Annotated in this window: 23 protein-coding genes, 4 pseudogenes and 1 other annotated feature; of the genes and pseudogenes, 12 read left to right on the top strand and 15 right to left on the bottom strand. The window is 41.4% G+C overall.

The window, feature by feature from the left end; all coding sequences use genetic code 11:
- Nucleotides 1–335 precede the first annotated feature (335 nt).
- From repM to RTN07_RS09520, 8 genes and pseudogenes are all read left to right on the top strand, one after another.
- On the top strand, nucleotides 336–1,292 hold the full coding sequence (gene repM / locus RTN07_RS09555) for a replication initiation protein RepM (protein ID WP_065252193.1): 957 nt from the start codon (nucleotides 336–338) through the stop codon (nucleotides 1,290–1,292).
- Between the two features lie 58 nt (nucleotides 1,293–1,350).
- Nucleotides 1,351–1,803: a translesion error-prone DNA polymerase V autoproteolytic subunit gene (gene umuD / locus RTN07_RS09550; protein WP_312177697.1), complete on the top strand. Its 453-nt coding sequence runs from the start codon at nucleotides 1,351–1,353 to the stop codon at nucleotides 1,801–1,803.
- A gap of 140 nt (nucleotides 1,804–1,943) precedes the next feature.
- Nucleotides 1,944–3,263 (top strand): Y-family DNA polymerase, encoded by a 1,320-nt coding sequence (locus RTN07_RS09545; RefSeq protein WP_076777054.1) that lies wholly within the window; start codon nucleotides 1,944–1,946, stop codon nucleotides 3,261–3,263.
- Nucleotides 3,264–3,283: 20 nt separating this feature from the next.
- Nucleotides 3,284–3,946, top strand: a pseudogene (locus RTN07_RS09540) (SOS response-associated peptidase).
- A 45-nt stretch (nucleotides 3,947–3,991) separates the two neighbouring features.
- A complete protein-coding gene (locus tag RTN07_RS09535) occupies nucleotides 3,992–4,666 on the top strand; it encodes a 3'-5' exonuclease (protein ID WP_099808712.1) in 675 nt (224 codons plus the stop codon).
- A gap of 175 nt (nucleotides 4,667–4,841) precedes the next feature.
- Nucleotides 4,842–5,642, top strand: coding sequence for an alpha/beta fold hydrolase (locus RTN07_RS09530; protein WP_312177694.1), 801 nt, complete (start codon nucleotides 4,842–4,844; stop codon nucleotides 5,640–5,642).
- 409 nt (nucleotides 5,643–6,051) lie between these two features.
- The gene (locus RTN07_RS09525; protein WP_312177692.1) at nucleotides 6,052–7,194 is read left to right on the top strand and encodes a 5-methyltetrahydropteroyltriglutamate--homocysteine S-methyltransferase; all 1,143 of its coding nucleotides are present in this window, start codon (nucleotides 6,052–6,054) and stop codon (nucleotides 7,192–7,194) included.
- A 326-nt stretch (nucleotides 7,195–7,520) separates the two neighbouring features.
- Entirely contained in the window at nucleotides 7,521–8,342 is an 822-nt protein-coding gene (locus RTN07_RS09520) for an acetoacetate decarboxylase family protein (RefSeq protein WP_138019354.1), read from the top strand.
- A gap of 150 nt (nucleotides 8,343–8,492) precedes the next feature.
- Here RTN07_RS09520 and RTN07_RS09515 read toward each other — a convergent pair whose 3' ends face one another.
- From RTN07_RS09515 to RTN07_RS09470, 11 genes and pseudogenes are all read right to left on the bottom strand, one after another.
- Nucleotides 8,493–8,675 (bottom strand): recombinase family protein, encoded by a 183-nt coding sequence (locus tag RTN07_RS09515; protein ID WP_312177690.1) that lies wholly within the window; start codon nucleotides 8,673–8,675, stop codon nucleotides 8,493–8,495.
- Nucleotides 8,676–8,952: 277 nt separating this feature from the next.
- Complete coding sequence (locus RTN07_RS09510) at nucleotides 8,953–10,776, bottom strand: acyl-CoA dehydrogenase (RefSeq protein WP_312177689.1); 1,824 nt, start codon at nucleotides 10,774–10,776, stop codon at nucleotides 8,953–8,955.
- 13 nt (nucleotides 10,777–10,789) lie between these two features.
- Nucleotides 10,790–11,046: pseudogene (locus RTN07_RS09505) on the bottom strand (hotdog family protein); the annotation flags it as partial.
- Nucleotides 11,047–11,095: 49 nt separating this feature from the next.
- On the bottom strand, nucleotides 11,096–11,860 hold the full coding sequence (locus RTN07_RS09500; RefSeq protein ID WP_099834574.1) for an SDR family oxidoreductase: 765 nt from the start codon (nucleotides 11,858–11,860) through the stop codon (nucleotides 11,096–11,098).
- 1,014 nt (nucleotides 11,861–12,874) lie between these two features.
- A complete protein-coding gene (locus tag RTN07_RS09495; RefSeq protein ID WP_312177687.1) occupies nucleotides 12,875–14,395 on the bottom strand; it encodes a SulP family inorganic anion transporter in 1,521 nt (506 codons plus the stop codon).
- Nucleotides 14,396–14,745: 350 nt separating this feature from the next.
- On the bottom strand, nucleotides 14,746–15,162 hold the full coding sequence (arsC, locus tag RTN07_RS09490; RefSeq protein ID WP_472796760.1) for an arsenate reductase (glutaredoxin): 417 nt from the start codon (nucleotides 15,160–15,162) through the stop codon (nucleotides 14,746–14,748).
- Between the two features lie 18 nt (nucleotides 15,163–15,180).
- Nucleotides 15,181–15,942 carry an arsenical resistance protein ArsH gene (gene arsH, locus RTN07_RS09485; RefSeq protein WP_472796759.1) on the bottom strand — a complete coding sequence of 254 codons (762 nt, stop codon included), beginning with the start codon at nucleotides 15,940–15,942 and terminating at the stop codon, nucleotides 15,181–15,183.
- Between the two features lie 3 nt (nucleotides 15,943–15,945).
- Nucleotides 15,946–16,107, bottom strand: a complete 162-nt coding sequence (locus RTN07_RS10995) for a low molecular weight phosphatase family protein (protein WP_409455559.1) — start codon at nucleotides 16,105–16,107, stop codon at nucleotides 15,946–15,948.
- Nucleotides 16,085–16,396, bottom strand: a complete 312-nt coding sequence (locus RTN07_RS09480) for an arsenate reductase ArsC (protein WP_409455558.1) — start codon at nucleotides 16,394–16,396, stop codon at nucleotides 16,085–16,087. Before RTN07_RS09480 ends, RTN07_RS10995 begins: the two co-directional genes overlap by 23 nt.
- 2 nt (nucleotides 16,397–16,398) lie before the next feature.
- Entirely contained in the window at nucleotides 16,399–16,920 is a 522-nt protein-coding gene (locus RTN07_RS09475) for an arsenate reductase ArsC (protein WP_007116029.1), read from the bottom strand.
- 108 nt (nucleotides 16,921–17,028) lie between these two features.
- The gene (locus tag RTN07_RS09470; protein WP_007116030.1) at nucleotides 17,029–18,321 is read right to left on the bottom strand and encodes an arsenic transporter; all 1,293 of its coding nucleotides are present in this window, start codon (nucleotides 18,319–18,321) and stop codon (nucleotides 17,029–17,031) included.
- Between the two features lie 61 nt (nucleotides 18,322–18,382).
- Between RTN07_RS09470 and RTN07_RS09465 the strand changes: the two genes are divergently transcribed.
- Together RTN07_RS09465 and RTN07_RS09460 are read left to right on the top strand one after the other, a co-directional pair.
- The gene (locus RTN07_RS09465; RefSeq protein WP_007116031.1) at nucleotides 18,383–18,676 is read left to right on the top strand and encodes an ArsR/SmtB family transcription factor; all 294 of its coding nucleotides are present in this window, start codon (nucleotides 18,383–18,385) and stop codon (nucleotides 18,674–18,676) included.
- A 15-nt stretch (nucleotides 18,677–18,691) separates the two neighbouring features.
- Nucleotides 18,692–19,039 carry a YnfA family protein gene (locus RTN07_RS09460; RefSeq protein ID WP_007116032.1) on the top strand — a complete coding sequence of 116 codons (348 nt, stop codon included), beginning with the start codon at nucleotides 18,692–18,694 and terminating at the stop codon, nucleotides 19,037–19,039.
- 22 nt (nucleotides 19,040–19,061) lie between these two features.
- On the opposite strand, the gene RTN07_RS09455 is transcribed toward RTN07_RS09460, so the two are convergent.
- From RTN07_RS09455 to RTN07_RS09445, 3 genes and pseudogenes are all read right to left on the bottom strand, one after another.
- Complete coding sequence (locus tag RTN07_RS09455) at nucleotides 19,062–19,742, bottom strand: NADPH-dependent FMN reductase (RefSeq protein WP_050325874.1); 681 nt, start codon at nucleotides 19,740–19,742, stop codon at nucleotides 19,062–19,064.
- A 237-nt stretch (nucleotides 19,743–19,979) separates the two neighbouring features.
- Nucleotides 19,980–21,261 (bottom strand): annotated as a pseudogene (locus RTN07_RS09450) (IS3 family transposase).
- Nucleotides 20,870–20,986 (bottom strand) — a sequence feature (AL1L pseudoknot). Its footprint overlaps the pseudogene before it by 117 nt.
- Before the next feature lie 89 nt (nucleotides 21,262–21,350).
- A complete protein-coding gene (locus tag RTN07_RS09445; RefSeq protein WP_312177681.1) occupies nucleotides 21,351–22,181 on the bottom strand; it encodes a cation efflux transmembrane domain-containing protein in 831 nt (276 codons plus the stop codon).
- A gap of 72 nt (nucleotides 22,182–22,253) precedes the next feature.
- Here RTN07_RS09445 and RTN07_RS11000 point away from each other — a divergent pair, with 72 nt between their 5' ends.
- Complete coding sequence (locus RTN07_RS11000) at nucleotides 22,254–22,370, top strand: transposase-like zinc-binding domain-containing protein (RefSeq protein ID WP_418001145.1); 117 nt, start codon at nucleotides 22,254–22,256, stop codon at nucleotides 22,368–22,370.
- Nucleotides 22,363–22,491 (top strand): annotated as a pseudogene (locus RTN07_RS10990) (IS1 family transposase); the annotation flags it as partial. The gene RTN07_RS11000 and the pseudogene RTN07_RS10990, both read left to right, overlap by 8 nt.
- Before the next feature lie 202 nt (nucleotides 22,492–22,693).
- On the opposite strand, the gene RTN07_RS09435 reads toward RTN07_RS10990, so the two are convergent.
- On the bottom strand, nucleotides 22,694–23,290 hold the full coding sequence (locus RTN07_RS09435; RefSeq protein WP_282850684.1) for a DUF411 domain-containing protein: 597 nt from the start codon (nucleotides 23,288–23,290) through the stop codon (nucleotides 22,694–22,696).
- Between the last annotated feature and the right edge of the window lie 14 nt (nucleotides 23,291–23,304).

Here is a 23,304-nt window from a genome sequence, read left to right as displayed (position 1 = left end):
GTTTAGTTACCTATAAGACGACGTTTAGTTACCTATAAGACGACGTTTAGTTACCTATAAGACGACGTTTAGTTACCCATAAGACGACGTTTAGTTACCTTAAATAAAGATATCTAAATATATATTATTAGACGACATTTAGTTACCTTAAAATTTTTAAAATAATAGGACGACAAATTGTTACCTCAGGATTGATTCAGATAAATTTATTATAAGACGACATTTTATTACCAATTTAATTCCTAATGATTCATATAAAACGCATAATATATCTGTTGCGTTTAAACGACATAAAAAATATAATCGTCTTAAATAAGTTTTTAAAATAAACTCAAATGTCTAAATCTTCAACTCAAAAAGATATAGTCGTTAAGTCTAATAGACTTAATTCTGCACTTCAAAATTTAAGCCTAGCTGAAATACGAATTATCCAATTAGCGATTGTAGATGCTCGTGAAAGTGGAAAAGGTCTAGATCCATCTACGCCTTTAACAATTAGTGCGTCACGCTATGTAGAGGTATTTGAAACTACGCGACAAAATGCCTATATGAGGATTAAAGAAACTGAAGAGACATTGTTTAATCGCCGATTTAGCTTTATTGATGAAGATGGTCTACTGGTAAAAAGTCGTTGGTTGTCTCAAGTGCGGTATTTAGATAACCAAGGTGAAATTGAATTATCTTTTACGCCAGCGGTAGTCAAGGGAATTAGCAGAATTGATGGTGCAGTTGATTTTTTTACTCAGTATTCTTTACAACAAACATCTGGTTTGGATAGCGCTTATTCAACTCGGTTATATGAATTACTTGTTCAATGGAAAGCGGCAAAAAAGACCCCTTTATTTGAATTAGAAACATTTAGAGCGCAGTTAGGATTGCAAGAAAACGAATATGCTAGGATGTTTGATTTTAAAAAACGTGTCTTAGATATGGCGGTTAATGAAATTAATAAAGTGACTGACTTAAAAGTGTCCTACCAACAAATTAAAGAGGGACGGAGTATCATAGGATTTATTTTTACGGTAACTTTAAAAAATAAAGAAGCACCATTAAAGGATGTAAAACGTGATACCAATACCCTCGATATGTTCGTGCCAATGACCGATAGTCAGCGTTACCATTTTGCAAAAAAGTTATCCAAGCTTCATGAATTATCTTACCTTGCTAAAGGGGAGGCAGGTCGAAACTATGACGTGTTTGCCGAACAAATTGCCAATGAGCTTTCAGATCCTGAGCGAGTTAAGTTTTATGAAAAGTACTTAGTGCAAGTAGGATTTAAAAAATCAATTTGAAATTTAGGATTAATGAAATTAGCATAGTCATACCAATTATCAATATGACGACCCTATTATGACCGTCACCATCCTTCACCGACTCGAAGCCCAAAGCTACCAACCCATTCCTTTGTTTTTAGAAGCCATTCCAGCAGGATTTCCCTCACCTGCTGAAGGGTATGTTGAAGAATGTGTGGATTTAAATGACTTGTGTATCGATCATCCTAATGCCACTTTCTTAGTCAGAGTCGATGGGTTGTCGATGATTGATGCCGGTATCTATCCCAATGACTTGCTGGTGGTGGATCGGAGTCTTGAGCCCCAACATGGCGACATTATCGTCGCTCGCTTATTTAACGAATTCACTGTTAAAGAGCTCAATCTTTATCCTTATCCAAGTTTAATTGCCCATAACGAATCCTTTGAAGACATTACCTTAGTCGGTGAAATTGACTTTGAAGTATTTGGTGTGGTCACTAATGTCATTCGCCCCATTGGTCGCGGCACTAAACGTCCTACCTACAAGTAAGTTTTCATTTCATCTAATTTCTTATCGCTGTTTACAACTCACACGACGGTCATTGTCGTTTAGTCGTCATTTGTCATTTTGATGACTTGTCTTTTTGCCTAAACTAGTCTTAATTATTTTTGCCATTGTTATGAACCCTTATGTACGCCTTAATTGATTGCAATAGCTTTTATGCGTCTTGCGAAAAGCTGTTTCGTCCTGATTTAAAACGTCGACCGGTCGTGGTGTTATCTAATAACGATGGCTGTGTGGTGGCTAGATCGGCTGAAGCGAAGGCATTAGGGATTAAGATGGGCATCCCTTACTTTCAGATCAAAGACTTTCTACAGCAGCATCGTGTTGCAGTATTTAGCTCCAATTACGCCTTGTATGCTGATATGTCAGCGCGGGTGATGAATACACTTGAACAGCTGTGTCCTGACGTGGAAGTGTATTCCATTGATGAAGCGTTTTTATACCTAGGTCGCTATCCAGCGGCGCTTAACGATTTAACAGCTTACGCCAAGCTCATTAAAACTACCGTTGAGCGTCATACTGGCATTCCAGTAGGGGTTGGGGTAGGGAAGACCAAGACCTTGGCGAAACTGGCCAATTACGCCGCTAAAAAGTATCCAGCGACGCAAGGGATTTGTGTGTTAGACAAGGAAAGCTGGATTGAGCGGCTGATGGCTATCACACCGGTTGAAGAGGTATGGGGGATTGGTCGTCAGCATACCAAAAAGCTTCACAGTCTAGGTATTACCACGGTTGAGCAGTTTGCCGCGATGCCACATAGCTTAGTGCGTCAGCATTTTAGTGTGGTCATGGAGCGGACCAATTTAGAATTGAATGGGGTGATGTGTTTAGGTTTAGAAGCGGCAATGGCTAAACAAGAGATTGTGTCATCGCGTTCGTTTTCTAAAAAAATCAGCGAACTTGAAGATTTAAGCCAAGCGGTGATGGGTCATGTGTCTAAAGCGGCCGTTAAACTGCGTAAGCAGCAAAGCGTGTGTAAGATACTGGTGGTGTTTGCCAAGACCAGTGCCTTTAACCCCAATGAGCCTTACCAAAGTATTCGTGGTCAATATCAGTTTATTAATGCCACCTGTGATACCCGGGTGATGATTGCTGGCGCTAGACAAGTACTAGAGCGGATTTATAAACCTAATTTAAAGTATGCCAAAGCCGGTGTCATGCTGTGTGCGATTCAAGATCAGGCTACCATCGTTGATGATTTGTTTGAGAAGCCTGACCTCTTAAAACAGCAGCAATCACAAAAGCTAATGGCAATGATGGATGCCATTAATCAGCAGATGGCGCACCAGAGCAAAGCTCAAGCCAAAGGTTCATCTAAAGGCAATGGTGGCCGATTGTATATTGCCAGTACCGGCATAGCCAAGCAGCAAGACTGGCAGATGAATCGAGCGTTTTTAAGCCCAAGCTATACCACCAAACTGTCTGATTTATTAACTGTGCATTAATTTAACCAAGAGAATCCTGTATGTGTGCCAACTTTCAACCGATTACCCAAGCGCAAGCGTCACGCTTTACCAATCAGCAGTTAAGCTTTGACTTTAAAGACGATATCTATCCGGGTTACGAGGCACCGATACTATTTGCCAATATCGGTGACCCAGCAGAGTGGCGATCTGCGATGTTTGGTATGATTCCTAAATGGGCCAAAGACACCAGCTTTGCTAAACACACCTACAATGCGCGTAGTGAAACCGTTGCCGGTAAACCAAGCTTTAAACGCGCTTGGTATAACAACCAGTTTGCGCTCATTCCGGTGCAAACCATCTTTGAACCCAAATATATCGATGGTAAAGGTTAACATTATGGCATTGAACGCGAGGATGGTGAGCCCTTTACCGTAGCCGCTTTATATGAGATCGTTAAGGTAGGGGAGCAAATCGTTCGCTCCATGACCATGCTGACCATCAATGCCGATAATCATCCTTTCATGTCACAATTTCACAAGCCTGAAGATGAAAAACGCTCGATTGTGGTGATTGAACCTGAGCATCGCCAGGATTGGCTCAATATGCATCATGAGGACGCGTTTGAGCTACTTAAACCGATGGGTGCTGGGTATGTAGCAGAACATCGGCCAAAGCCGAAAAAACTGCTTAAAACGGCGCAAATGGATGTGTTTAATGGCTAGGGTAGCGGTTATATGACTGACTTACACCCATGATTGATTAATTTAATGACTTCAACCCCAATGACAGCAGACACTCAAGCCCAAATCGATGCCATCTTTAACCAAGTTGCCCAGTACAACCAACGGCACGATACCAGCAAACCCTTGTTCTTTGATACCGAAACCACCGGTGGCGGCAGGGAGGATCAAATCATTGAAATTGCGTTTTGTGATAGTGACCGAAATGTGATTATCGATACGCTGATCTATACCGATAGACCGTCTAGCCCAGGCGCATTTAAGGAGCATGGGATTTATCCTCATGAGCTGATAGGTAAACCTACCTTTATTGATATTCAACCGGCGATTTTACAATTGCTCAAAGGACGCACCTTGTATGCCTATAACGCAAACTTTGATATTCGTATGATGCGCCAATCGGGTCATAAACTTCCCTTGCAGCAAGTTGAGGTTAAATGCTTGTGCAAGCAGTTTACTGATTTTATCGGTCAGTACTCACCGTATTTTAAAGCCAATCGTTATTTTAGCCTAAGCAATCAATTTAGCAATGTGGTTAAAATCAATACTGAGACCAAGCAGCCATTATCGCCTCAACAGAAAACTGATTATGTTAATAGCCGTCCACAGAGTTTGGGCTGGTATAATGAGCTCAAAGATGAAGTTAAAACGCTGCCAAAAGAGCGCAAAAATGATAACGTACCAAGATTTAGAATGAGATAATGTGAGACAAGAAAGATTGGTATTTAACATAATGAATGATGGGCGAAGTTAAATTGAATTAAGTTCTAAGTCTAAAATATTCATAAAAACATTCAAAAATTTGTTTATTTCCTTTATTTGTGTTTGTATGGTCAGTACATAAAAACTTTAACCTATTTAATCAATTAGGAAAATTATGGCAACGACTTTTCATATAGCAGGTGTCAACGGTAGTATTGACGGCAATGGCGAACAAACTTTGGTGATGATACATGGTTGGCCCGATACCCAAGCACTGTGGCAAAACCAAGTGGCTTTCTTTAAAAATGACTATCGTTGCGTCACCTTTACGCTGCCTCTATTTGATGAGCCACAGGCTCGCCCCAAGGTGTTTTCATTAGAAGACATCATTGATACCATTCGTCAAGTGATTGACTATGTCAGCCCTGACAAGCCGGTGATATTGATGGTACATGATTGGGGTGCTATTTATGGCTATCAATATGTGGTACGTTATCCAAAGAAAGTCAGCCGCTTAATTGGCATTGATGTGAGTGATGCCTATAGTGAAGAGTTTAATGCTAGTTTAACGGTTAAAGATAAGCTGGTGATTGCAGGCTATCAGCTGCCATTAGTGATTGGTTTTCGTTTAAATGGTAGCATTGGTAATAAAATAGCCAGAACAGTAGGCAAAGTCCTAGGAGCACCTGCGGCATCTCAGACGATCCATGCGAATATGGGCTACCCTTATTATGTGGCGTGGACAAAGGCAAAGGGCGGTTTTAAAAACTTACAATCGATTAACTTTACCTGTCCTTACCTTTTCGTCTATGGCACACAAAAACCTACCATGTTTCACTCTGAAGCTTGGCTTGTTAAAATCAGGCAGCAACCTAACAATCAGGTGAGCGGGTTTAAGACATCACATTGGGTTACTGTCGATAAGCCCACACTGTTTAACCATACGGTATTAACATGGCTGCAACGACTTGACTGATGTATGCTGAAGAAAACGGAGGAATTTATAAGGTTATTTTTCATTAGAATTTACTTAATAATATTGAAAATGGAGTAGGCAACTAATTGATTTTAAAAATATTATTTTAACATAACAAGTATTGGGCAAGTTGAGTTTGAAGATGAATCAGTTAACAATAGTGCTGTCGTAATAGGATAAAATATACCTCCTTGAATGTAAAACAAGTCAGTGACTACGCTAAGTAAAACTGCACGGATGCTTACGATGCCTCACTAAACTTCTTAAGTATTTTGGTAAGCGCAAACCCACAGTTTAGTAGTGAAAACATTAAACGCAATTCATTTTACCTTGAAAAATCAGCGTTTGTCTGATTAGCTAAAAACTCTTATAGTGACGCTTCAAATTTTTTAACAAAAGCGAATCAACTATGAGCCAAATATTTGCGCAGGCAACCCCACGAACCCGAGCGCCATACCGTAACGATGTAGTAGGGTCGTTTTTACGCACTGACGTCCTAAAAAATGCCAAAATCGAATTGCAAACTGGCAAAATCAACCAAGCGGCATTTAACAAAATCCTAAAAGACGAAATTCAAAATCTTGTGAATCTACAAAAACGCCATGGACTGCACGCCGTGACCGATGGTGAATTTAGCCGTGTGTGGTGGCATTTAGATTTTTTAGCGGGGCTAGATGGCATTGAGATGATTAGCCTTGAAAAATTTCCTGTTGCGTTTAAGGGTGCGAAACCTAAGGGTAACACCATTGCCATTGTGGGTAAAATCGACTTTAGTGACGACCATCCCTTTGTCAAAGCCTATCAACTTTTAAAAGATTGTGCGGGTAATTACCCAACAAAATTCACCATCCCATCACCCAGTATGCTGCACTTATTGGCTTGTATACGTGATGAAAATTACCAGCCGATTGACCTTTACCAAGAAGAAAGCCAGCTATTTGATGACATTGCTAACGCATACATTAAAGCGTTAAACAAATTTTATGCGTTAGGTCTACGTAATTTACAACTTGATGACACAAGTTGGGGACAGTTTTGCTCGCTCGATAAACGAGCGGAATTTGAGGCTCGAGGTATTGATTTGGATAAAGTTGCTAAAAATTATGTGACGGTACTCAATCGTATTGTAGATGCCAAACCTGACGATATGCAAATTACCATGCATATTTGTCGTGGTAATTTTCGTTCAACTTGGTTCTCTGAAGGCGGTTATGCGCCTATTGCTGAGGTGTTGTTTGGTACCTGCAGAGTAGATGGTTTTTTCTTAGAATATGATAGTGAACGCGCGGGAGATTTTGCACCGTTACAACATATCAAAAATCAGCAAGTTGTACTAGGTCTAGTTACGTCAAAAACAGGCGACTTGGAAGACAAAAACGTTATTATTGAGCGGATTAAAGAAGCAGCCCAGTTTGTAGATATTAACCAGTTATGTATAAGCCCCCAATGTGGTTTTGCCTCAACCGAAGAAGGTAATATTTTGACTGAAGAAGCTCAATGGGCAAAACTCGATTTAATTAAAGAGATTGCTGATGAGGTATGGGGTAACTAGTGACCTCTGCTGTCAACAAGGGAGAAAAAAACTTGGTAGATTGATATTACTGTTATTTTCTTTGAATTTGACGATGGCTTCAGCTTTGAATGTTTAACTGTATTCTTTTCTTAGCCAGGGTAAACTTCTGTTTAGGTTGCTAGTTTACCAAATATTTCTCTGCGTTTTTTTCAGCATGCATCAATCAGATTTAGTTATGCCTACCAAACTTTAAATTAATTGAGTAGAACGCATTGCTTTACACAACAATACTTTATACTTTTTTATTGTCATGTTTAAATAAAACCGCTTAAAAACAATCTGATAATAAAAAAGGTACTTAACCTATGATAATGAATAAAAACGTGAATAATAAATGGTATGCTGACCCATTTTTTCAACAAGCCACCCACACAAGACAGATGTCACAAGGTCAAGCTCAGCTGCCTATTAAGTACTTTGATGTGTCAAGCCTGATTGCTTTTTTTATGGTGGATTATGACAAAGCAGTCAGTGTATTGGACAATCCAAAGTTAAAGGTTGCCAAGCTTATAGGCAATAAAGCGCTATTTAGTCTAGCTTTCTATGATTATCGTGAATTAACTGATGGTGAGCCTTATCACGAAGTTGCATCGAGTATGCTTGTCTATCCTGCAGACCAAGACACTCCTGCTCATCCATTGATGGAAATGACATTACCACCAGATCGACGCAATACCGGTATGTGGATTTGTGATTTACCGGTAACCACTGAAACTGCGTGTCGTGCAGGTAAAGAATTATGGGGCTACCCGAAATTCGTCACCGATATTGATTTTAATTTAAACGATAAGGATTTTAGTAGTTCTGTCAAACATCCAGAGAATCCTCAAACATCCATCTTGTCATTATCAGGTACGATCGGCGTCTCAGTTACCGCACCTTGGGCAGACTTAGTTTTATATTCAATGTTAAATGATGCGTTAATACGGGCAACCGCAGATACACGTACATTAAATGGCGCTAAAATTGCCACTAAAGGTAATCTTAAGCTAAGTGTTGATTCAACGAACAGTCACCCAATGACACAAAGGCTCAATAGCCTTGAGTTAAATGGCGCGACACCTTTTTCAGTCACCTTTACTGATAGCTTGCAATTGCGTTTAAATGAAGGCGTAATTTTTGATTGATAATTCGAACTTCAAAAACCTGCTTACAGGGTTCAGCACAGAAAGCGGAACAATAGCACGTTCAGGAATTTTGTCGGGTTTTATCCCCTTTTAAGACAAATACTTACTGACTTTGAGTATTGTTAAATCAATCTAGATCCCATCAGGTCGCTATATGTAAAGCGTATCACCAGATCGCAAAGCTTGAAGGCAGTTTTCTAGTTGAGGACGTTTATCTTTTACTGAGAAAATTTGCTCTTGAAAGATTTTTTCACAAACACAGTTGGTTAATGCGTCGAGTGATAAATTAAGGTGTTGGTCAAGCGTTGATGTGCGAGCATAGCCGATTTTCATAAGTGCCTTTGCGAATGTTTATAAAGCAAAATATAAGGCTTTATCATACGCTATTTAATAAATGAGTTGATATATAAAAAATCGCTATGATACCCATTAAAAATCAATGAAAATAAAATGTCTATTAAACCCTCGTTTTATAGACATTTTGAAATGACTTAAAAATACTCGATAAAATCCCTTACCGCTCTATTTTTTCCGTTTTCTGTGGTGACCCCTGATAGCTTTGAAAAGAATTAGCTTTTCTCAAGCTGAGCTATGCTTGCTTTAAGTAGCCTTAAAACCATGATTGGTGCATATTTAGAGGCGTCGTTTCAACTGGATCAAGAACGGCTAACCAGCTGTTAATTTTTGGCATTTCCCAACCAAAGAAATAATCACAAGCGGCTAATTTGCCATAGATAAAATCAGGAGAAGTTGAGTTTTCTAGCTTTTTATGGAGGACTACTGCTTGATCAAGCCATAACCAACCAACAATCATATGACCAAAAGCCTCTAAATAGTTAGCTGCATTCGCTAATCGTAATTCCACATCGGTTATAGCATGTAGTTTTGCAGTAACATCGAGAATCTGTTGCCATGCTTGACTTAAAGTTGCTACATGATTTTGCAATTGTGTAACCTTTCGAGCGTTAGCACAAGTCTCTTCAATTTTTATGCCTAAGAGCGTCATTGAAAGACCATTATTGATATATGTTTTACGTCCTAATAAGTCCAATGCCTGTACCCCGAATGTTCCTTCATGAATGGGATTTAGACGATTATCACGATAGAACTGTTCGACATTATACTCACGGGTATAACCGTAACCGCCATGCACTTGAATGGCTAAATCATTTGCAACTAGACCCCATTGTGATGACCAGCTTTTGACTACTGGGGTCAGTAAGTCAAGAAGTGCTAATGCTTGCTTTTGTTGCTCTTCCTCTTCCAGTGAGTTTATATCATCTACTAAACGAGATGCATATAAACATAATGCTAAGCCGCCAGATGCATAAGATTTTTGAGCCAACAACATTCGGCGAACATCTGCATGCTGGATAATTGGAATTTGTGCCGATGCAGGATTACGTTCATTGCGTGTCCGACCTTGCGCGCGTGTCTTTGCATAATCCAACGCATGCAGATAACCTGTATAGCCTAATGCCGCTGCCCCTAATCCAACTGAGATACGAGCCTCATTCATCATATGAAACATATAAGCAAGACCTTTACCAGGCTCACCAATCAACTCACCAATTGCCCCCGCCTCACCTTCTGGTGTAAAACGACCTTCACCAAAATTTAAAACCGTATTGACAGTACCACGATAACCCATTTTATGATTAATACCTGCCAAAACGACATCATTGCGCTCACTGGCCTGACCTTCTTTATTTAGTAATTTTTTTGGTACAGTAAATAAAGAAATCCCTTGTACACCTGGTAGGAGTTGACCATTTTCATCTGGGATTTTAGCAAGAACTAAATGCACAATATTTTCAGAAATATCGTGATCGCCACCCGAAATCCACATTTTATTGCCAAATAAACGGTAACGACCGTCGCTAGAAAGCACGGCACGTGTTCGAATGTCAGCAAGGCTAGAACCAGCCTGTGGCTCAGATAAACACATTGTTCCAAAGCATTTACCCGCTATCATAGCATCCACATAAGGTTTTACTTTTTCACGGTCACCATGTGCCATCAGTAAGTTAGCATTACCAATCGTTAAAAAAGCATAGCCTGTCGTCCCTGGATTAGCAGCCATCATATAAGCAACACCTGCCCGTTCAATTGAAGAAGGCAAACTCATTCCATTCCATTCAACAGGAAAAGCTGTCGCTATCAAACCTGCATCAGCAAATGCTTTTAATGCGACACCAACCTCTGGGTTAATGGTGACACGCTCTCCATCAAACACGGGCTCATTAACGTCATTTTTCTTATTATGCGTGGCAAAAAGGTCTGTTGCTAAACTTTCATAAACATCCAAAACCGACGCATATTCGAAACGCTCTTGTCCTGCAAAACGTGGGCGTTGACTAAGTTCATCAACTTTTAACCAGTCAAAAAGTAAGAATTCAACATCTTGACGCGAGAGTATCATTTCTTTGCTCATGCAATTCTCCAACTTATAGATTGATTAATATCAGCCATTCAGTAACCAGTGCTGGTTTAGCTTGATTTTCAATTTCAATAGAAACATCAAGAGTAAGCCGATACTGATTTATAGCCTTTTCGACAATACTTTCTAAACTAAAATACCCTCGACCCTACTACCACTAGAAACAGGAGTAAGAAAACGTAAATTATTTAACCCATAATTAACTGAGGAGGTCTGACCTTGTATTGCTGGCAACACCTTTTCAGCCATAGCTGATAGAAGCGACTTATTTTAAATAAAAAAGCTCCAGGGCTAAGAAAATTGATGATTAATATTAAATCGTTAAACCACCATCAACGACAATACATTCACCGTTGGTATAGCTAGCTGCATCAGAAACCAAATATAAAACTGTCCCCGCCATTTCATTTGGTTCAGCATGTCGACGTAATGGAATTTCTTTGATCCAGCTCTCATATGCGTCTTTATTCGCAAACAATGCACCAGCAAATTTGGTTTTAGTCAAACCAGGGAGTATAGCATTCACGCGGATGCCAAATTGACCACATTCTTTTGCAAAAGACTTGGTCATGTTTACGACAGCAGCTTTAGTAATGGAGTAAATACCTTGTAAATCACCAGGTTGTAAGGCGTTTACCGATGCCGTGTTAACAATTGCACCACCACCATGCTCTTTCATTAATTTGCCAGCTTCAACCGACATGAAAAAGTAGCCACGAATATTGACTTCAACTGTTTTATTATATGCCGATAGGTCAGTATCTAAAATATGACCATAATATGGATTCGCAGCCGCATTATTAACAAGAATATCTAAACGACCATGCTTTTTACGAATATGTTCAAATGTAGCTGAGATATCTTCCATTGATCCGACATGGCATGCCCATGCTTCTGCTTGCCCACCAGATTGGTTAATTTGCTGAGCGACAACTTGACAGTCCTCTACTTTTCGGCTCGATACTATGACATAAGCACCATACTCAGCCAATAATTTAGCAATTTCCTCACCAATCCCACGACTTGCACCAGTGACTAATGCGATTTTCCCTGTTAAATCAAATAGGTTTTTAGCCATTTTATCTTCCTTCCTTGTTTTTCCCTAGATATATTTATAATTTCCTGTTCCCTTAGCATACCTAAATCGCCACAATGAATACAATGAATTATTTAGATTGTTAATCATGAATAAAAAGGATTGTTTTTACTTAAAACTTAGTTCACACAAAATACTTTGTAATTTGCAATAGCCCCCGGATTCCTTATTTCCTATTTGTGAACCGTCCTGGTTTTATCGAAGACAGGTTTACTTGAGTCATGCAGCATAGCCTGACGTAATTAATGAACAATAGTAGGTATTTTCCGCATCCACTACGAGCATAGCTCTCTGTCTTGCACTCGGGCGAAGCAGTGCTCCGCTATTTCCTCGTTCAGGCGATACATATCCATTGGTAGAATGTAACCGTTCATGAAGGCGGTATAGACCCGGCCTGATTTAGTTTTAATGTAGGTAAAATCAGCGACCTGAGGAGCACTGCTCCGCAAGAGTCTTTTCTGGTTTAGCCTATCTGCAGTAAAGTTGCGTTTAACAAGGGGTCAGCACAGAATTCGGAGAAAATAGCACGCTAAGGAAATTTGTTTGGTCTTTTTATGGTTGAAAATACTGTCTATAAAACGATGGTTTTATAGACATTGTGTTTTAACCATTAAAAATCGATAAAACCCAATCGAAAGTGTTTAAATACTTGTGTAGTATTCAAAAAATATAAAACCAGAAATTTTAGCTTTTTAAACAAATTGCTATTTCTTAGACAATAAAAAGATTATTCAAATATCAATAACTTAAATTCAATATAAAATGCTTAGCGTGCTATTTTCTCCGAATTCTGTGCTGACCCCAGTATGTGCAGGATTAGGGATTGTATTACCGTGGTTCACGGCAATGATTTAAAATCGATGATGGCGCTAAAGTGCAATCGAATATACAAAGGTTTTATATTTCAATAATCTATTTACTTGGAAGATAAGTTTATGAAAAAATGTCTAAGAAGCTAATGTTTCTTAGACATTTCAACTGTATTAAATGCGTGGGTTAATGACCAAACACAATATTCACATCCTCAGATTTATCATGTACCCCAAAGCGGTCAACCAAGGTTTTGCTCGCTTCATTGAGGCCAATCACTTCGACATTCACGCCTTGCTTGCGGTATTTTAGTACCACTTTATCGAGTGCCGACACTGCTGTCACATCCCAAAAATGAGCATGGGTCAAATCAATACTCACTGCCTTAATCTGCGGATTGGTAAAATCAAACTGAGCCAAAAAATCATCAGCAGACGCAAAAAACACTTGCCCAATTACCGCATAACCCAAACTAGTCGCATCGCCTGTGGGCAATACTCGCACCGACAGATAACGACCGATTTTATTGGCAAAAAATAACGCCGACAACAATACACCCGCAAACACACCTAAGGCTAAATTATGGGTATAAACCACAATCGCCACCGTTACCAGCATCACCACATTAAAACCAACGGGGTGAGTTTTCAATTCTTTAATTGATTGCCAGTTAAACGTACCAATCGACACCATAATCATCACCGCCACCAACGCAGGCATGGCAATGATCTTGAGTAAATCGCTTAAAAACACCACCATCAATAGCAAAAATACCCCAGCCAAAAACGTCGATAATCGTGTACGACCGCCTGATTTGACGTTAATCACCGATTGCCCAATCATGGCACAGCCTGCCATACCGCCAAGTAAGCCGCTTGCGATATTGGCAATACCTTGACCTTGGCACTCTTGGTTTTTATCACTGTCGGTTTCGGTCATCTCATCCACGATGGTCGCTGTCATCAAAGATTCAAGCAAACCCACTGCCGCTAGGCTCAACGAATACGGCAAAATAATCATTAAAGTTTCAAGGTTTAAAGGAATATCAGGCAACAAAAATACAGGTAGCGTATCAGGTAATTGCCCCATATCGCCCACTGTCCGCACCTCAATGCCCATAAAATAAGTAAGCGCGGTTAAAGTCACAATAGTCACGAGCGGCGAGGGAATCAGCGAGCCAATTTTTGGAATACGGGGAAATAAATAAATAATTAAAAGCCCAGCGACTACAAGGGCATAAGTGTGCCATGTGGTATTAGTCAGCTCCGGCAGTTGTGCCATAAAAATCAAAATCGCCAACGCATTGACAAAGCCTATTACCACGGCTCGGGCGACGAACCGCATCAGCGAGCCAAGTTTCAGCCAACCTGCGATGATTTGGAACACCCCTGTCAAAATCGTGGCAGCCAGCAAATATTGCAACCCGTGTTCTTTCACCAATGTCACCATGACCAGTGCCATTGCCCCTGTCGCCGCCGAAATCATAGCAGGACGACCACCAACAAAGCTAATCACCACGGCGATACAAAACGACGCATACAGCCCAATTTTGGGGTCAACGCCTGCAATAATTGAAAAGGCAATCGCTTCGGGAATCAAGGCAAGTGCCACGACCAAACCCGATAGCACATCGCCACGGACATTAGAAAACCAGTGTTGTTTGATAGTCGCCACAGAAAAAGTGGCTGGATTAAAAAAATGTGTCATAACTTACCCATTGCAAAATAACCCATACGTTAGCAACGGGCGTCAATCACCACCTGCTAAATACAAGAAAACGTATGTAAGTTATTCATGAAAAAAGAAAACGCCCAAAAAAGTCCGCCTGCAACTACAGGAGAACTGAAACAAGTAGGTAAGTGAACTACTAGATTGGACGAATCATCAGGTAAGCCTTTTTAAGGTTAGTAAGGATATGGCATTGATAAATTGATAAATAGTCATCATGCCTAAGTAGAAGTGGCGTCAGCGTATCAAAAATTGCTGCATAAATCAACGCCACATAGCATGATTAAAGTGGGCATTTGATGGGTGAACCCTGATAAAGCCCCCCCACGTTATGGTTGATTGGGCGGAATCACTTCGCCATCTTCTTTCACAAACGGCTCGGTGAGTGGTTTATCTAACAAGTCAAGCACCACTTCAGACGGGCGACATAGCTTTACGCCTTTATCACTGACCACAATCGGACGATTAATCAAAATCGGCTCAGCCAGCATATGTTGGATAATGTCATCATCGCTTAAATCTAGATTTTCTAAGCCACGCTCAGCAAACGGCGGCACATTGGTACGCAATAACTGTCTTGGCATCATCGCCATTTGCTCAAGTAATTCTCGCAGTTTTGCTTCGCTAGGTGGTGTTTCAAGGTAATAGATAATATTCGGCTCACCATTTACGTGACGAATTAACGCTAAAGTATTGCGAGACGTGCCGCAATTGGGGTTATGATAAATGGTAATATCTTGCATGATAATTTCCTAAAATTGTGTTTATAGACTGGTTTGATTGACTCGTTGCATGAGTTCCTCGGCACTTTCAACTCGCTCAGAGTAGCGATTGACTAAATACTCTTTGTAATCACGGGTGAGTAGGGTAAATTTCATCAGCTCTTCGACCACATCGACAATGCGTAGAAAGTACCCCGATGGCTTCATCCTATCGTTTTCATCAAATTCCAAAAACGCTTTGGCGACTGACGACTGGTTAGGAATCGTAAGCATCCGCATCCACCGCCCCAAAATCCGCATTTGATTGACCGCGTTAAACGATTGTGACCCGCCAGAGACTTGCATCACGGCTAAGGTTTTACCTTGGGTCGGACGCACTGCACCCAGTGATAGGGGAATCCAGTCGATTTGGGTTTTCATGACGCCGGTCATCGCCCCATGACGCTCAGGGCTACACCAAATCATGCCTTCACACCAATTGACTAATTCGTAGAGCTCTTGGACTTTGGGGTGCTGACTATCCGCATCATCAACCAGTGGCAATCCTGCTGGGTTATAAATCTTAACCTCAGCACCCATTGCTGTGAGTAAACGGGCACACTCTTCAATCACCAACCGACTAAAGGAACGCTCACGCAGCGAGCCATACAGCAATAAAAACTTGGGCGCTGTTGTCGATAAATCGCCCTTAAAATCTTGCACAGTGGGACGATGAAATTGTGATTCATCAAGCTGTGGTATCGATAAATCTTTGACGGTTAATGTCTCAGGGTTGATATCGGTGTGTTTTTGCATGCTTGTCATAATTCATGCCTTTACCAGTTGTTGTAATGCCTCTAGCTGTTCTGCCTTGCGGCGTTTGGCAATGTCGATCAGTTTCTCAACTCGTTGCTCAATTTCACCAATGGTTGTCAAAAAAGCTTGGCGTTTTTGTTCATCGCTGCCGTCAAGTTTGGATGGGTCGGACAAGCCCCAATGGACAACTTTCGCCTGCGGCTTGGTCACACACCGTAATGACCACATCAGGCACAAAGCTGTCACCGTTGTCATCGGTTAGGCTGTCCCAAGATTGACTGGTTAAGCCTGCCGTGTCATAGCCCATTTCACTTAGATATTTGATGGATAAGGGATGCACTTTGCCACTTGGCTGACTGCCCGCGCTCATCGCATTGATGATACCTTGGGCATTTTGTCGGGTGATGGCTTCCGATAAGATACTGCGACAGCGGTTATGGGTACAAATATATAAGATATTCATGGTTATTCGGTATCCGCTACAATCGTGGTTTGTTCAGCAATGTCTTTGACCTGTTTGGTGAGGGCTAATTTATCCAGTTTTTCAATCGGTAAACTGTCTAACAAGCGAATACGGTTAACGAACTGATGCTGTACTTGGCTAAATGCCCGTTGTTGCTCTGTCTCATCGGTAATCGTTGACGGGTCAGCCATGCCCCAATGTGCCGTCACAGGTTGTCCTGGCCATACGGGGCACGCCTCACCTCGGGATTGATCACAAACCGTAATAATAAAATCCATCACAGGGGCGTCAGGTTGGGTAAACTCCAGCATATCTTTACTGCGCAAACTGTCTGTGTCGTAGCCTTGCGCCTTTAAATGCTCAATAGTTTTTGGGTGGACACCGTTGCCGTCTGGGTTACTACCCGCACTGTAAGCGGTAAATTTTTCAGGCAAAATGGTATTGGTAATCGCTTCAGCAATGATACTGCGACAGCGGTTATGACTACAAATAAATAGAATGTTATAAGGCGGTTTGTTGGTCATGGTTTTTTTCTCTTATGGATGAATAAATAATACTAATGAAAATTCATGATAAATTGATTACATTGACTGATGATGAAACGTTCGCTAAAAGCAGGGTGTTTGACCAAACTAATTGATTAAACTTAACCACCCTACCAAGGCGACCAAGGTTGCCAATAGTACGGGGATAGTTAAAATCATCCCGACTTTAAAATAGTAACCCCAGCTTACCTTAATATTTTTAGTCGCCAACACATGCAACCAAAGCAGGGTCGCAAGCGAACCAATCGGGGTAATTTTCGGCCCCAAATCACAGCCAATCACGTTGGCAAACACCATGGCTTCTTTAATCATTGGACTTGTAATATGTGCCCCATCAATGGCGAGGGCTTGGATCAGCACCGTTGGCATATTGTTCATCACCGACGATAAGATGGCGGATAAAAAGCCTGTGCCCACGGTTGCCACGAGCAGTCCTTGTTGTTCAAGCCCTTGTAACAACGTGGCCAGATAATCGGTTAAACCCGCATTTTTTAGCCCATACACCACCAAATACATACCGAGTGAGAAAATCACGATTTGCCATGGGGCGTTTTTGACCACCGGTAAAATAGGCAACTTTTTACCCATCGTTGCCACCGCCAACAACACCGCCGCACCTAGGCCAGCAATCACGCTAATCGGCACACCCATCGGCTCAAACACAAAAAACCCGAACAACAACGCCGCTAGTACCACCCAACCCGTTGTAAAAGTCGCTTTATCGGTAATCGCTGAATTTGGCTCATCAACCCATTCCAACGCATAGGCATTGGGTATGTCTTTACGATAAAACCCATACAACACCACTAGTGATGCTAATACGGATACAAGATTCACCGGCACCATCACCAACGCATAACGGTCAAACGGTACCTTAAAAAAATCCGCCGATACAATGTTGACGAGATTCGATACCACCAAGGGCAAGCTTGCCGTATCGGCAATAAAGCCTGCTGCCATAATAAACGCCAATGTGGTGGCTGGACTAAAGCGTAATGCCAATAAAATGGCAATCACAATCGGTGTTAAAATCAGCGCCGCCCCGTCATTGGCAAAAAATGCCGATACTACTGCCCCTAGCAGTACGATAAAGGCAAATAACCAATGACCATTGCCCTTGGCAAAACGCGCGACATGCAAGGCAATCCACTTAAAAAACCCCGCTTCATCAAGAAGCAAGCTGATGATGATAATGGCGATAAAAGCAAAGGTGGCATTCCAGACAATATCCCACACCACAGGAATATCATCCATACCAATCACCCCTGTCATGAGTGCCAACATCGCCCCGATGGTCGCTGTCCAACCAATGCCTAAGCCTTTAGGTTGCCAAATCACAAAAATCAGCGTGAGCAAGAAAATGATAGCGGCGATTGCCATAATGAATATCCAGTGCTATAGTTAGTAACATAATAATTTATATATTCGGATATGTAAATATATGAAAGAGAAATTTTTACCGCATGAGTTTTTTAAAGCATTGGGCGACCCAACGCGCTTAAGCATTATTCAACTGCTCAATGAAAAACAGTCGCTGTGCGTGTGTGATATCATCGATACCCTCAATCAGCCACAACCCACCATCTCACGACATCTTAACCAGTTAAAAACCATTGGCATATTGACCAGCGAGCGCAAAGGGACTTGGATTTGGTATAGCATTGACAACGATTTATCAGATTGGTGTAACACGGTGATTACTGCTTTGCCTGAGTTTAACCCTGAACTTGTCTAGGAACCCGCCTAGCTCATGAAGCAGATTTTATTCACGGTGGTTTTATTTGCGATAACGGCCATTGCCGAAATCGTCGGTTGTTATTTGGGTTATCAATGGTTGGTTGAGAAAAAACCGCTTTGGTATCTCATCCCATTGGTGATTAGTTTAGCCATCTTTGTGTGGTTATTGACTTTGCACCCAACGGCGACAGGGCGTGTGTATGCTGCGTATGGTGGCATTTATGTGGCTGTCGCCTTAATGTGGCTACACCTTGTCGACAAAGTCACGTTAATGGCATGGGACATCGCAGGAGGTAGCGTTGTACTACTCGGTGTCTGTATTATTATTTTTCAGCCATACGCCTTTAGTAAAAACTTTTGACTTAATCAGGCTATTTAAACCATTATCTATCTGAAGTGTCACCATTAGGCGCATTGCGTTGTGTGGGTGTGGTTAAAAATGGGGGTGTCATCTCTAAAGGATTGATAATTTGACGTTGAGACTGGGTTGCCATTGCCCACCACTGTAGCTGTAAAAAGCTACGAGCCAAGTAACTTTGCCAATCCTCGGTATTCACCGTGGGTAAAAAATGACCCTGTTCATCAAAGACTTCTTGCGCTTTTGGAATATGAATCATAGCTGATACCGATAGACAGCCCAATTCTGCTAAAAAAGTGCGCATATTGATGGCCGCTCGCATACCGCCCCATTGCCCTGCTGAATAAGTGACAATGCTACTTGGCTTGAATGAAAATAATGAGCTGCCAAAGTGATTGAGTAAGTCCATCAAGGCAGGACTCATAGCGTGGTTATATTCGGGACTTACCATCACATAGCCGTCCGCTTGGGCGATTTTATTCGCCAGACGCTCTAACGGTTCAGGTGCTTTACCTTTAGCATAGGCAAAATGCGGTTTAAAAACCGGTCCTAATGGATAATCGAGTGGGTCAATGATTTCCACGGTAATGTCTGGAAACGCGGCTTGCAAATACCGCTCACAAGCCAATGCCACACGCTCACCGAGTCTGGCAGGTTTTGGTGGGGTGCTATCGCGTACCGAACCTAAAAAAATAAGAAAGTTCATTAATTCATTTCCAAACTTGTAAGTTTAATAAGAATAATGGAATTATGCTTAATTGTAGCGGTCAAGTTTAATTAGACAGCCTTTAAGAGATTTTGATTAAAAAACTGTATTTCTTTCTCGACTAGTGTTAAGTAATCATTGAAGCTGTGTGGTCTAACTTGACGGTAATAGCCGATGATATAACTGGCGACATCGACTTGAACCGTCCTGGTATTATCGGAGACAGGTTTGCTTGAGTCAGGCAGCATAGCCTGACGGAATTAATGAACAATAGTAGATATTTTCCGCATCAATAGGCGATACATATCCATTGGTAGAATGCAATCGTTCATGGTTGTACCAGTGTACCCAATCAAGGGTCGCCAATGCAACATCATTCACACCATTCCATTCAGGTTTAAAATAGTCAATCACCTCCGTTTTATATAGCCCATTCACGCTTTCGGCTAAAGCATTGTCTGAGCGAGGAATAGCGAAGCACTGCTTCGCCCGAGTGCAAGACGTAGGGCTATGCCCGAAGTGAAATCACCAGTCGTACCAACAGATGCGGCAAGCCCTGGCTGTTTGAGCCGTTCACTGTATTTGATGGATAGATACTGGCTACCCTTATCGCTATGGTGAATCACATTTTTTGGTCTATGCCTAGCATCCAGTGCTTGATTTAACGCATCAAGTACCAGTTGGGTATCCATGCGATTGGATACTTTCCAACCGACGATGACCCGTTTAAACACATCAATGACAAAGGCGGTGTAAACCTAGCCTGTTTTAGTCTTGATATAGGTAAAGTCAGCGACCCATAGTTTGTTTGGGGCATCGGCAGTAAAATTGCGTTTGACCAAATCAGCGGGTTTGTCTTGGTCATCACGCTGTTTGGTGGTGATTTTGCCTTTGCCCCGCCATACGCCTTGGATGCCAAGCTGTTTCATGAGCCTTTCAACAGTACAGCGAGCAAGCTTTGGTAGACCGTCTTGTTTGAGTTTGTGCCAGACTTTACGAATGCCATAGCGACAGCCACTGTCTCGCCAAATCTGTTTGATTTGCTCCATAAGGTGTTTGTCGCTTTGCTTGCGACGGCTTTGTTTTTCTGGGTTCTCTTGCTCGTCTTTGATACGATAGTAGGTGGATGGGGCGATTGGCAGGATTCTGCAAATCGACTCGACCCCATACTTTTTCTTTTCATCATCGATGAATTTGACCATTACTTCGGTTTGCGGCCCTTCTCCGCCTGGGCGAAAAAAGCAGCGGCTTTGCGAATGATTTCATTAGCCTGCTTTAATTCTTTGATTTCTCGCTCTAACTCGGCAATGCGGGCGGCTTGGCTTTCGGTGGTAACAGTGATGGGATTTTGCTTTGCTAGGTGCTTTTGATGCCATGAACGAAGGGTTTCAGGGGTACAGCCAAACTTCGGAGCAATGGCTTGTATGGCTGCCCAGAGTGAGGGATAATCTTTTTGTGATTCGATGAGTAATTCGACGGCTCGAGTCTTAATTTCAGTTGAGTATTGTTTGGTTTTCATAAGGGTATTGTCTCAGAGTTTTGGGTCTCCGACAATCCCGGGACGGTTCACTACTTACTTGAGCTATTTGCTTCAGTTATTAGGCTTGGCTACTTACTCAACTTCAATATTCTAAAGGCGCCCTGAATAACTAAAGCAAATACGATGCTACCAATAATCAAATCAGGCGTACTAGAGTGTAACCAATTAACCAAAATCCCTGCAACAATTACCCCTAAATTGATAATCACATCGTTTGAAGTGAAAATCGTACTGGCTTGCATATGGGCTTCTTCTTTGCTTTTCGATTTTTGTAGTAAATAGAGGCAAATCGAGTTTGCAATTAGCGCAAGAATCGATATGACTATCATGGTAGAAAAGTCAGGTAACTGCTCATTGCCAAAGAAACGTCTTAGTACTTCTAAAAAACCAAGAATCGCCAGCGTAATTTGAAAATATCCGGCAATTCTAGCAATCCGTTTTTTCTTAATGACCGTTCCACCGACCGCAAATAAGCTAATTCCATACACGAAGCTATCTGCTAACATATCTAAGCTGTCGGCGACCAACCCCATCGAACGAGAAATCAGTCCCGTGCTCATTTCAATAATAAAGAAAGCAAAGTTAATGACCAGCACTATCCATAGTAGCTTTCTTTGCTCAGCATCTTTTTTGTGACTAGAGTCAGCATCAACTTTAAAATTATTGTTGGGATCAGAGGGGTCAATGGTTTCGGTCGAGAGTAAGGTGCCTCCTAATTTTAGGTCATGAATAGCAGTCTCTATCCCTTCTATATTGTCATGATGAAACACAGTTAATTGACGGTTAGGAATGTCGAACTCAAGATGTTCAATATTCGAGTGGCCCTCTAATTTCATTCGGATTAGGTTTTCCTCCGAAGGGCAGTCCATCTTCGATATTTTAAAAGTTGTTTTATTCATAGCTACATTTATATCCGGGTGGTGGTTCAAAAAGTAGAAAAAAAACAGGCTGAGAAATTGATAAATAGTGAAATGCAAATGACACTATACATCAAATGCCCAGCCTGTCTAAGTGACAATATAAAGAAAAATGGTTTCAAAAGCTATGGTAAGCGAAACTATAAATACAAAGACTGCAAAAGGCATTGAAGGTAATAATTGCATTATCAGACATCGAGTAAGGCGAGCATTTAGGCGAAGTTGTAACTTTCCTAAAAAGCTGGAAAATCACTTTAAAGCCTTTGATTTAGCTTTCTTTGATGTGGCCTGATAAATTAGGCATCAGCATAGAATTTGGATTAAAATAAGTATCCGACCACCCCGCCTTTCTCACATTAGCAGAATGTGGGGTAACTGCTTATGATGATTAACTAAATAACTTACTCAATCTGCTGTAATATTATATGAGAGCCACGTCCTATAGCCGGACGTGACCCAATCAGTGTTACCTAGCGCTGTACTGGCTAATATCTTCAATATTGTTCGTTTGCTTGTTTAATACTAGCATAAGGCGCGGTACTACCGTCTTTTTTTATCAGCATAATAGTATAAGGACTGAATTGATCACCCATTTCCATGCCTGGACTACCCATTGGCATACCCGGTGTGGCTAGACCAATAGCGTCTTTGGGCGGGTTTTGTAGGAACTTATCCATATACTTGACCGGCACATGACCCTCAAACACATAACCGTCTTGGCTTATGATGGTATGGCAAGAGTACATTGACGTTGGTAATTGATGCTGCGCTTTGATCGCTGTAACTGCCTCATTACTGGTGACTTTGTCAACAATCATCACACCGTAGGATTTAGCATGCTCAATCCAACTATGACAACAGCCACAGTTCGGGTCGCGATGTACCGTTAACGTATTGTTTTTCAATGTATCTGAGATTTGAGTTTGAACGTTAGGAATGGTGGTTATCGCCTGACGCTGCTGAGTTGTTTGAGGCGTTGAGGCGATGGTATCTGTTTGACTATTTTTCGCGACTTGATTGCTACAAGCGACCAAAGATAACGCTGATAAGCTGACGAGGATTGAAAATTTAATAGAATATTTATTTGACATGATAATCTCTATTG

Source organism: Moraxella sp. CTOTU46934, assembly GCF_031979465.1.
Taxonomy (GTDB): Bacteria; Pseudomonadota; Gammaproteobacteria; order Pseudomonadales; family Moraxellaceae; genus Faucicola; species Faucicola tetraodonis.
The sequence above is the reverse complement of the archived record's forward strand: the minus strand, read 5'-3'. Positions and strand labels throughout refer to the sequence as shown.

Coding starts and splice junctions, on each gene's coding strand:
- repM (WP_065252193.1), top strand. CDS start 336: ATGTCTAAATCTTCAACTCAAAAAGATATAGTCGTTAAGTCTAATAGA.
- umuD (WP_312177697.1), top strand. CDS start 1,351: ATGACCGTCACCATCCTTCACCGACTCGAAGCCCAAAGCTACCAACCC.
- RTN07_RS09545 (WP_076777054.1), top strand. CDS start 1,944: ATGTACGCCTTAATTGATTGCAATAGCTTTTATGCGTCTTGCGAAAAG.
- RTN07_RS09535 (WP_099808712.1), top strand. CDS start 3,992: ATGACTTCAACCCCAATGACAGCAGACACTCAAGCCCAAATCGATGCC.
- RTN07_RS09530 (WP_312177694.1), top strand. CDS start 4,842: ATGGCAACGACTTTTCATATAGCAGGTGTCAACGGTAGTATTGACGGC.
- RTN07_RS09525 (WP_312177692.1), top strand. CDS start 6,052: ATGAGCCAAATATTTGCGCAGGCAACCCCACGAACCCGAGCGCCATAC.
- RTN07_RS09520 (WP_138019354.1), top strand. CDS start 7,521: ATGATAATGAATAAAAACGTGAATAATAAATGGTATGCTGACCCATTT.
- RTN07_RS09515 (WP_312177690.1), bottom strand. CDS start 8,675: ATGAAAATCGGCTATGCTCGCACATCAACGCTTGACCAACACCTTAAT.
- RTN07_RS09510 (WP_312177689.1), bottom strand. CDS start 10,776: ATGAGCAAAGAAATGATACTCTCGCGTCAAGATGTTGAATTCTTACTT.
- RTN07_RS09500 (WP_099834574.1), bottom strand. CDS start 11,860: ATGGCTAAAAACCTATTTGATTTAACAGGGAAAATCGCATTAGTCACT.
- RTN07_RS09495 (WP_312177687.1), bottom strand. CDS start 14,395: ATGACACATTTTTTTAATCCAGCCACTTTTTCTGTGGCGACTATCAAA.
- arsH (WP_472796759.1), bottom strand. CDS start 15,942: ATGACAAGCATGCAAAAACACACCGATATCAACCCTGAGACATTAACC.
- RTN07_RS09480 (WP_409455558.1), bottom strand. CDS start 16,396: ATGAATATCTTATATATTTGTACCCATAACCGCTGTCGCAGTATCTTA.
- RTN07_RS09475 (WP_007116029.1), bottom strand. CDS start 16,920: ATGACCAACAAACCGCCTTATAACATTCTATTTATTTGTAGTCATAAC.
- RTN07_RS09470 (WP_007116030.1), bottom strand. CDS start 18,321: ATGGCAATCGCCGCTATCATTTTCTTGCTCACGCTGATTTTTGTGATT.
- RTN07_RS09465 (WP_007116031.1), top strand. CDS start 18,383: ATGAAAGAGAAATTTTTACCGCATGAGTTTTTTAAAGCATTGGGCGAC.
- RTN07_RS09460 (WP_007116032.1), top strand. CDS start 18,692: ATGAAGCAGATTTTATTCACGGTGGTTTTATTTGCGATAACGGCCATT.
- RTN07_RS09455 (WP_050325874.1), bottom strand. CDS start 19,742: ATGAACTTTCTTATTTTTTTAGGTTCGGTACGCGATAGCACCCCACCA.
- RTN07_RS09445 (WP_312177681.1), bottom strand. CDS start 22,181: ATGAATAAAACAACTTTTAAAATATCGAAGATGGACTGCCCTTCGGAG.
- RTN07_RS11000 (WP_418001145.1), top strand. CDS start 22,254: ATGCAAATGACACTATACATCAAATGCCCAGCCTGTCTAAGTGACAAT.
- RTN07_RS09435 (WP_282850684.1), bottom strand. CDS start 23,290: ATGTCAAATAAATATTCTATTAAATTTTCAATCCTCGTCAGCTTATCA.